At 58.7% G+C, this 8,899-nt stretch carries 8 protein-coding genes; 1 reads left to right on the top strand and 7 read right to left on the bottom strand.

What is annotated here, in order from left to right; all coding sequences use genetic code 11:
* Positions 1-387 precede the first annotated feature (387 nt).
* The gene (gene umuD, locus ACSZPU_RS20580) at positions 388-774 is read left to right on the top strand and encodes a translesion error-prone DNA polymerase V autoproteolytic subunit (protein ID WP_499002655.1); all 387 of its coding nucleotides are present in this window, start codon (positions 388-390) and stop codon (positions 772-774) included.
* Positions 775-784: 10 nt separating this feature from the next.
* On the opposite strand, the gene ACSZPU_RS20575 is transcribed toward umuD, so the two are convergent.
* The 7 genes from ACSZPU_RS20575 to ACSZPU_RS20545 form a co-directional block, all read right to left on the bottom strand.
* Positions 785-1,546, bottom strand: coding sequence for an SDR family NAD(P)-dependent oxidoreductase (locus ACSZPU_RS20575; RefSeq protein WP_499002653.1), 762 nt, complete (start codon positions 1,544-1,546; stop codon positions 785-787).
* Positions 1,543-3,339 carry an alkaline phosphatase family protein gene (locus tag ACSZPU_RS20570; protein ID WP_499002652.1) on the bottom strand — a complete coding sequence of 599 codons (1,797 nt, stop codon included), beginning with the start codon at positions 3,337-3,339 and terminating at the stop codon, positions 1,543-1,545. The genes ACSZPU_RS20575 and ACSZPU_RS20570 overlap by 4 nt, the downstream gene beginning before the upstream one ends.
* 15 nt (positions 3,340-3,354) lie before the next feature.
* On the bottom strand, positions 3,355-4,416 hold the full coding sequence (locus ACSZPU_RS20565) for an ABC transporter ATP-binding protein (protein ID WP_499002649.1): 1,062 nt from the start codon (positions 4,414-4,416) through the stop codon (positions 3,355-3,357).
* Positions 4,417-4,418: 2 nt separating this feature from the next.
* Positions 4,419-5,282, bottom strand: a complete 864-nt coding sequence (locus tag ACSZPU_RS20560) for a carbohydrate ABC transporter permease (protein WP_499002646.1) — start codon at positions 5,280-5,282, stop codon at positions 4,419-4,421.
* Entirely contained in the window at positions 5,263-6,165 is a 903-nt protein-coding gene (locus tag ACSZPU_RS20555; protein WP_499002644.1) for a carbohydrate ABC transporter permease, read from the bottom strand. Before ACSZPU_RS20555 ends, ACSZPU_RS20560 begins: the two co-directional genes overlap by 20 nt.
* A 156-nt stretch (positions 6,166-6,321) precedes the next feature.
* A complete protein-coding gene (locus tag ACSZPU_RS20550) occupies positions 6,322-7,650 on the bottom strand; it encodes an ABC transporter substrate-binding protein (RefSeq protein ID WP_499002643.1) in 1,329 nt (442 codons plus the stop codon).
* Entirely contained in the window at positions 7,637-8,605 is a 969-nt protein-coding gene (locus ACSZPU_RS20545) for a TauD/TfdA dioxygenase family protein (protein ID WP_499002641.1), read from the bottom strand. Before ACSZPU_RS20545 ends, ACSZPU_RS20550 begins: the two co-directional genes overlap by 14 nt.
* Positions 8,606-8,899 lie beyond the last annotated feature (294 nt).

The following is an 8,899-nucleotide window of genomic DNA, read 5'->3' as shown; positions in this document are numbered from 1 at the left end:
TACAGCTCAGCTAAGGTAAGGCTAATACAGCTAAGGACTCCACTGAACCCCACCGATTAAATCGCACCTTCCCTAAGTGTAGTGCCTGGCCTGGTGAATGTAAAAAGCCGTGGCCTGGATGAAATAATCTGCAGCGATGCCCACCACCGTGCTGACCCGTCCGTAATCCTTGCTGGCAACTAAATTCCTTCTTGCGTCAAACCCTTCGCAAAAACCGCGCGCGGGCGGCTTGATCGATGCCCATTTTTAGCGATACTGTATATAAACACAGTACTTCATGCGGATGTAGACCATGCATGTCTCCAGGGTGAAAATCCCACGTTGCTTAAACCGTTCATTTCCTCAGCCGATAGCGGGCTACCAGGCATTTTGCGGGAGCATAACACCATGACCACCAGCGCATTTCCCAGTCCGGCGGCCGATTACATCGAAGGCGCAATCGACCTGGTAAAACATCTGATCAGCCACCAGTCTGCCACCTACGTGCTGCGCAATACCGGCGACGCAATGTGCGGGGCGGCGATCCTGCCCGGCTCGTTATTGCTGGTCGACAGCAGCCTGCAACCGGTGGATGGCGATATCGTCGTGGCCCGCCTGCTGAGCGGTTTTACCGTCCGGCGTTTGCGCCTCTCGCCAGCGCGCCTGGTGGCGGAGAACGAAAACTATCGCACCGTATACATTGACGAAGAAGAAGGCGCGCATATCGTGGGCGTCGTCACCACCATCATTACGACGCCCCGGCGCACCCTGAACGTGCGGGCGGCAAAAGTGTAGCCGTGAAGAATCAAACCAGGCGGATACCGGCATCGATAAAAAAGAGCGCGCCCGAACAGCCACGGGCGTCATCGGAGGCGACAAACAGCGCCATCGCGGCAACGTCCCGGCCTTCCAGGGTGATATCCAGCGACTGCATCGCCTGGATCTCTTTTTCCGACTCCGGCGTGCGCCACAGCGCCTGCTGGCGTGGGGTGGAGATCGCCCCCGGCACGATGCAGTTAACGCGAATCCCCGACGGCCCCAGTTCACGCGCCAGCGTCTGGCTGAGTCCGACAATCGCCGCCTTGGACGTGGTGTAACCGGACATCCCCGGTCGACCCTTCATAAAGCTGGTCGAGCTGGTCAAAATGATGTTGCCGCCCTCGCCTTTTTGCATCAGCACGGCCACCGCCTGGCTGGCGAAAAACTGGTGATCGAGGTTCACCGCCAGGCTCTCTCGCCAGCCCTCCGGCTCCACCGTCAGGGTATCGGTTCGGTCGTCGCGGGCGGCGTTGTTAATCAGCACATCAATGCGCCCTTCCTGGGCGGCAATCGTGTCGATGGCCTCGCGCAGCGCGGCAATATTACACACATCGACCGGGTGAAACTGCGCGCCACGCTCGTCTGCCAGCGCCGCGCCTGCGGTCATATCGCTATCCAGAAAATGCACCCGACTCTCCTGCTGGCGAAACGCCGCCACCAGATCCGCGCCAATCCCGCTGGCCCCACCGGTGATCACCACCACTTTGTTGTGCAAACTCCCGTAACGGGTATAACGATGCTCGCTCATCTCTCGGCCCCATCTGGCGCAAGTAACGCCTGCATTATAGAGCCGTCGAGGGTATCGCGTTTGACGCCAAGCAAGTAAGCAATGGTTGCGCCGGGGTCCGCCATCCGGTACGGACCGTGCTGGTGGCGGTCGTGATAATAGCCACGGCGAATTCCTGCGCCGAAGGCCAGCAACACGCCGTAATTCGAGGTGTGCGCGGTTTCAGCCGTCGGTTTTTGCGGGCCGTGATTGGCACCGGGAACGGCCACCAGGCAGATATCCTCGCCGCCCGCGCTCCTTCCCCAGACAAAGCCGCTGTCGTAGGTGAAGAGCACATCGCCTGCAAACTCGCCCCAGTACCCGGCGCTGGCGGCGTCCTCTTTTCGCAACGCCCAGGCGACGGCGTGGTGAATTTGCCCATTGTGTTCGATATGCCAGTTACGCAGCAGGTGCAGCACCCGCGCCTGCACGCGGGCATACTCCGCCTGAGGCACAAGGCCGTCTGCCTCGCGCCCCTGCAAATTGATATAAATCTCCAGCCCGCCGCGCTCGTCTTTCAGATACACCTGGCTATGACGGCGGATCGTCTGCCCCCGCTCATCCAGCGCCACCAGCCCGTGTTTTGCCAGATAACGCTGGATATCGCACATAAAGTGGTTGGGCACCGCACCGTGATCGGAGGCCAGAATCAGCGTCGTCTCCTCGTCCATGCCGTTGATGATGCGCCCCAACGAGCGGTCGAGAATTTTATAGCATTCGCGGATCACCGCCTCGTAACGCGCGGCCTGCTGCGGCTGGTAAAACGGCGAACTCGGGTCGTACTGCCCCAGACACAGATGGTGCGATTCATCAATAAGGTGATGTACCGCCGCCCACAGGGAGTAGCCGTGCTGATGAGTTAAGCGCAGCGCGCTGTCCGCCAGCCACAGCGACTGGTGTTCTGCATCCTGGAAGGTTGACGCCAGCAGCGTTTCGTCCGGCGAGGCCTTCACCGCCCACTGGCTGTAAAACGGCCCCAGTTCGTCAATCAGGGTTTGCGCGAGTGCGCTGTCCGAGGCAATGCGCTGCGGGAAGGTCACTTCGCTTTGGATAAGCTCAATATGCGGCTCCAGCCGTGCCAGCCAGAAACGGGCTTTGCCCCCTTGCGCCGCCTCGCCCAATGCCAGCCAGTCACTCCACGCCCCTTGGGTTAACGCGACATGTCCGCCCGCTGAGTGGAGCGTCCGGGTTTCAACATCAAGTGACAATGTCACGTCCTGACCATGCGGCGAACGTATCGTCAGACGCCAGTCGTCGCTATTCGCCTTCTCCAGCGGCTGCCATAGTCCTTTGTCGTGATAGGCCAACGGGGAAGATGGCGGCCAGCCGAGCGTTTGCTGGCGCGGTTTCGGTGGCGTATCCAGGCGCTGGCGGTCAGTGGTGTAGATCGCCGGGCTGGCAAAGGTGTACGGGCTGGGCGCGGCGGCAGACCAGTACGGCGACAGGGTAAAATGCGGCGCGGGTGACGCCACACTTTCCGGGAAATGGACCAGCGCGGCGCGTAACCCGTTATCTGCAAGCTGCTTCAACAGCGGCTGCGTCTTCGCGTAATCCGCCGGTAACGCCTGACCGTGCCACGAGGTGCCCGGTGCCTGGCCGGAGAGAAACGCCGCCCAGTTGACATCGCCCCAGGCAGAAATATAGGGCAACAGCTCGCTGGCCGCCCCGTCGCTCAGTATGCGGCTGATATGGGGCAATTCCCCTTCGGCGGCAAATTTTTTAAGCAGCGGCATCATTAATCCATCGACGCCAAACACAATCACTTTCTGACTCATGACTTTCCCTTCGCGTTAATTCAGGCGCAGTCCACTGGCGGCATCGAACAGGTGAGCGTGACGGGCATCCGGCAGGATTTTCAGCGTTTCCCCCGGCTGCGTTGCCACGCGCTGATGGAACAGCGTGGTCACTTTTTGCTGGCCGATATTGAGCAGGATCTGCGTTTCCGAGCCGGTCGGCTCCACCACGTTGACGTGAGCGTTGATCGACGCCCCCGGTGTCAGCACAAAGTGCTGGGGACGCACACCGTAGAGCACCCGTTGCCCCACATCCAGTCCCGGCGTCTGGGCCACCGGCAGCGCAATGCCGTCATCGGTCATCACGATGCCAGGCCGCTCCACGTGCCCGGTGAACAGGTTCATCGACGGCGAACCGATAAAACTCGCCACAAAAGCGTTGGCCGGGCGATCGTACAGCTCCAGCGGGGTACCGACCTGCTCAATATGGCCGTCGCGCAGCACCACAATGCGGTCGGCCATGGTCATGGCTTCAATCTGATCGTGGGTAACGTAAATCATGGTGGTGTTGAGCCGCTGGTGCAGCGCTTTGATTTCGGTGCGCAGCTCCACGCGCAGTTTGGCGTCGAGGTTCGAGAGCGGCTCATCGAACAGGAACAGACGCGGGTGGCGCAAAATAGCGCGACCCATCGCCACGCGCTGGCGCTGCCCGCCGGACAGCTGTGACGGCTTGCGCGCCAGCAGCGGCGTCAGCCCCAACGTTTCTGCCGCCTGCTGCACCTGTTTGTCGATTTTTTCCTTCGTTACCCGCTGCATTTTGAGCGAGAAACCGAGGTTATCCGCCACCGTCATGTGCGGATAGAGCGCGTAGTTCTGAAAGACCATCGCCATGTTGCGATCCTGCGGCGAGAGGTCGTTAATCACCTCACCGTCCAGAATCAGCTCGCCGCCGTCGATACCTTCCAGCCCGGCAATCATGCGCAGCAGCGTGGATTTTCCGCAGCCGGACGGCCCCACCAGCGCAATAAATTCGCCGTGGTGAATGGTCAAATCCAGACCGGGAATAATGGTCTGCCCGTTAAAATGTTTTGCGATGTTGTTGAGTGTCAGGGTTGCCATCATTAATCCTTAAGTCCACCAGCGGTTAAACCATGTACCAGATAGCGCCGCACCAGCAGGGTAAAGGCGACCACGGGCAGCATCACCAGAGTGCCGCTAGCGGCGATTTTGCTCCACTCCCACCCTTCGTATTGCAGGAAGTTCACAATGGCGACCGGGGCGGTAACGGCGTTAGTACGGGTTAAAATCAAGGCGTAGAAAAAGTCGTTCCACGAGAAGATGAAGCAGAGAATGGCGGTCGCCGCGAGGCCCGGTTTCACCAGCGGCAGCGACACCCGCCAGAAGCTGCCCCACAGGGAGCAACCATCCATCCACGCCGCCTCTTCCAGCGTGACCGGAATGGCCGAAAAGAAGGTCTGCATCAGCCAGATAACGATCGCCAGGTTAAAGGTGAGATAGACAATTGCCAGCCCGATAATCGTGTCCTGCAGGCCGAGCCAGCGGAAGGCGAGAAAGAACGGAATGGTAAAGGCGATGGGTGGCGCCATGCGCGTAACCAGGATCCACAGCGCCACATAGCGACGGGCGCGAAAACGCCAGCGCGTCAGTACCCAGGCGGCGGGCACCCCCAGCAGCGAGAACACCGTGGAGAGCACGCTGACCATCAGGCTATTGCCAAACGGCTGCAGGAAGTTCCCGGCGATCAACTGGCGATAGGCTTCCAGCGTTGGCGTGAAGAACAGCGTCAGTTCGAAGGCGTCCATCGACGGGCGCAGCGACATGATGACCATCCACAGGAACGGCGCGAGGAACAGCACCAGCAGCAGTAATGCCGCCAGCGTGCGCTTGCCTTTGAAACGCCACTTCTTGCGCCGCGTGACGGTGAACGCCAGCGGACGGCGTTCGTCAGTTTGTTGTACTGTCATCGTTCCACCCCGCGCGGCCAATCAGCCAGCTTAAAATAAACACCCCGACCAGGATCACCACCGCGATGGCGCTGCCGTATCCCCACCAGGAAAAGTTAAAGGCCTGAATAAAGCCGTAGTAGTTGGTGACTTCCGTCACCGAGCCCGGCCCGCCGTCCGTGAGGATGTAAATCAGCGGGAAGGCTTTGAAGCTGTCGATCAGGCGAAACAGGATGCACACCGCCAGCACCGGTTTGAGGTGCGGCAACACGACGTAGCGGAAGATGTTGAACGACGAGGCCCCGTCCAGGCTTGCCGCCTCACGCGGTTCGTTGGGCACCATTTGCAGCGCCGCCAGCACCATCAGCATGGTGAAGGGAAACCACTGCCAGACATCCGCCACCACAATCGCCCACAGCGCGGTGTCCGGGTTGGCGATCAGCGAGTTCAGCGGCAGGTTCAGTTGGTCCAGGATCTGGTGCAGCGGGCTGATGTCCGGGGTGTAGATAATTTTCCAGATCAGCGCCACGATAATCGGCGGCAGCACCATGGGAATGAGCAACAAGGTGCGCACTCCGTTAAGCAGCCGCGACGGGCCATTGAGCAGTAACGCCAGCAGCAGCCCGATCAGCACCTGGAAAAAGACGCTCACCACCGACAGCTTAAGCTGCGTGACCAGCGAGTTGAGAAAGCGGTCGTCATGTAGCAACTGCTGGTAGTTCACCAGCGGGTTGCTAAAGGTGAATGTCGCTTCCGGGTTGGTGAGGCTGAACGGCGTGAGGCTGGTGACCAGCAGCGCCGCCGCCGGAACCAGGGTCAGTAACGTCAGCACCACCAGCGACGGCGATAACCCCAGCAGCCAGGCAGTACGCTGGCGGTGTCGCCAGCTTGTTGGTTGTGCCATTGGTTGATACCTCAAAGAGCCTCAATACAGGCTATTTTATTTGCCATTTTGGCCCTGGGCAGTGCTCACAATCCTCACGTACTACGTGTACACTCCGGTTGTTCCGCGCTGTCCGAGTCCAAACTGCCTGCAACAATTACGCCTGGATCTCAGGCTCTAAATCTTCGCCCCGGCGCGTTTCAGATCGGCAATGGTGCCAGCCTGCGCCTGGGCCATCGCCTCTTTCGCCGAAAGCTGACCGGAGGCAATCAGCGCAATGGCTTTGTTGAGCTGCTGGTCAACCTGCGGATAGAACTCCACGGTGCGGTATTTCATGTAACCGCCCTTGCCCGCCTGGTCGATGGCATTGATGGAGAGCTGCGCCAGATCCACGCCATTGATCACCTGCTTAGAACGGAACACCTGCGAGTCGATATCGCTGCGACGGGTTGGTGAACCGTACCCGGCGGCCAGCGCACGAGCAGTGTTCTGTTTCGAAAGCGCCCACTGAATAAACGCCCACGCCGCCTCTTTGTTTTTCGATCCCGCCGGAATACCCAGCGCGTGGGTCGCCATGCCGGGGAACCAGCCTTTCGGCCCGCTGACCATCGGGCCAAAGTGGGCCGTGTTCAGGGTGCGCGAGGTTTCCGCATTGCCCAGCTGCGCCAGGTAGGTCTGGCTGGCGTCGGAGAAGTTCACCCTTCCCTGTTTCAGCGCCTGCAACGACTGGTCTGCGGTATAGGTAATGCCGCCGTTCGGGCCAAACTCGCGGATCAGGCGGGCAAAATAATCGGCCGCCTGCACCGCTTCCGGGGTATCCAGCGTCGGGAAGAGATCGTCCGGCGGCGCGCGGAACACGTTGCCACCAAAGGCCTGCAGGTACGGGATAAAGGTCCAGCCGTAGTGGTTATCGGTGACGTACCCGGCAACACGCTCTTTATTGTTCACCGCCTGCAACACCTTCACCAGGTCATCGGTGGATTTCGGGAATTCCAGCCCGGCCTGCTGAATCAGGTCATACCGTGAGGCTCCCGCCAGCATGGCTTCCACCACATAGGGGATGCCGTAGAGCTTGCCGTCACGCCCGGTTTCCGCCGCCAGGGTAGCAGGCAGAAAATCCTGCAAACTCCAGTCCGTCGGGGTGAGGTTCGGGTTGGCGATAAACTCATCGAGCGGTGTCAGCCAGCCCGCGTTGATCCAACGGCTGGTGTAAATAAAGGTGACGTTGACCACGTCATAAGCCGACCCGCGCGTCGAGAGTTCGAGATCGGCGCGCTGGTTGTAGACCGGGAAGGCAGGCGTATCGAGCTGCACTTTTGCCCCGGTCAGGGCTTCAAATTCCGGCAGCCACTGGCGGATCAGCTGCGGCCAGGCGGTGCTGAACGTGGAGACATTCAGCGTGACACCATCGTATTTTCGGGCAGCATTCGCCCCCCGCGCGATGGCCGGGATCATGCTGTAGACCCCGAACGCCGCCATGGCTTTGAGTAAATCACGACGCTGCATAGTTCACTTCCCTGTCTGGGGTATCCGATGAAGATTCGTTAACGGCATCCTGCGGGCGGGCCACGGTGCGGCTGCGGCTGCCGTCAATGCCGACAGCGGGTTCGCCTTCGATAGTGACGCGGCGCACCAGGCGTGGCTGATTGCCGTAGTCATTAACGGCGTAATGCTGGGTGCTGCGGTTATCCCAGATAACCACATCGTCCTGCTGCCACTGCCAGCGCACGGTATTTTCCAGGCGGGTAATGCGGTTTTGCAGTAATTCAAAAAGCTGCGCCGATTCGCGGCTATTAAATCCAACCAGTTTTTTCACAAAGTGGCCGAGTAATAAGGCGCGTTCACCGGTTACCGGGTGAACATGTACCACCGGATGTTCCGCTTCCCACACAGAGGAGACAAAGACATTTTTATGGTGATTAAGGCGATGTTCTTCGGTGACAATACGCTCTGCGCCGTAGTCATAATTATTACTGTGAATAGCGCGCAGCGTGCCGACAAATTGTTTTAACGATTCCGGCAATAATTCATAGGCTGATGCGGTATTGGCCCAGACGGTGTCACCGCCATATTCCGGGATGGTGACGCCGCGCAGAATAGATATTTTCGGGAAGGCATCCACGAAGGTGACATCGGTGTGCCAGGAGTCTGCCCGACCACCGCCTTTTGAGGCATCCAGCTCGAACAACTTAGTGCCCGCAGGTGCCGGAACCGTAGGATGTGCCACGATCTTACCCAGACGCGCACCGAAGGCCTGATGGGCTTCGTCGGTCAGATGACGCTGTTTACGGAAGAATAAAACCTTATATTTTACGAGTGCATTTTCAATCTGCTGAATATGGTTATCATCAAGGTCAGCCGAGAGCGAAATATTGCGCACCTCTGCGCCGATATTTCCGGCGACGGGGTGAATCTCTAATAAGTCAGTGTCGTGACGGGCAATGCGATTGGCTAAGGTCATGGTTGTTTTCCTTCAAGATTGTCCGGAAAACCACTCTAGTAATAAATCTGAGGCGATTAAAAAGACTAATTGGTAATAAATATATTAACCGTTTCTGACTAAGCTAAGTTAGAAAGTGCAATTAGGCGTATTGCTGGTGAAATACACTGTCTTTTTATATTAATCAGGGGGAATGGTTTTTGATCCTGGTCAGATTAAGGGATCATACGACCTCTTCTTGAACCGCCCCGGTTTTCCTGGAGAGTATTTTAGTTGGGAACTCAGGCTGCCAGATCCTTATTCCCGATGGAAGCA

Origin of the sequence: Phytobacter sp. V69 (genome assembly GCF_965644215.1) — a bacterium.
Classification (GTDB): domain Bacteria; phylum Pseudomonadota; class Gammaproteobacteria; order Enterobacterales; family Enterobacteriaceae; genus Phytobacter.
The sequence above is the reverse complement of the archived record's forward strand: the minus strand, read 5'-3'. Positions and strand labels throughout refer to the sequence as shown.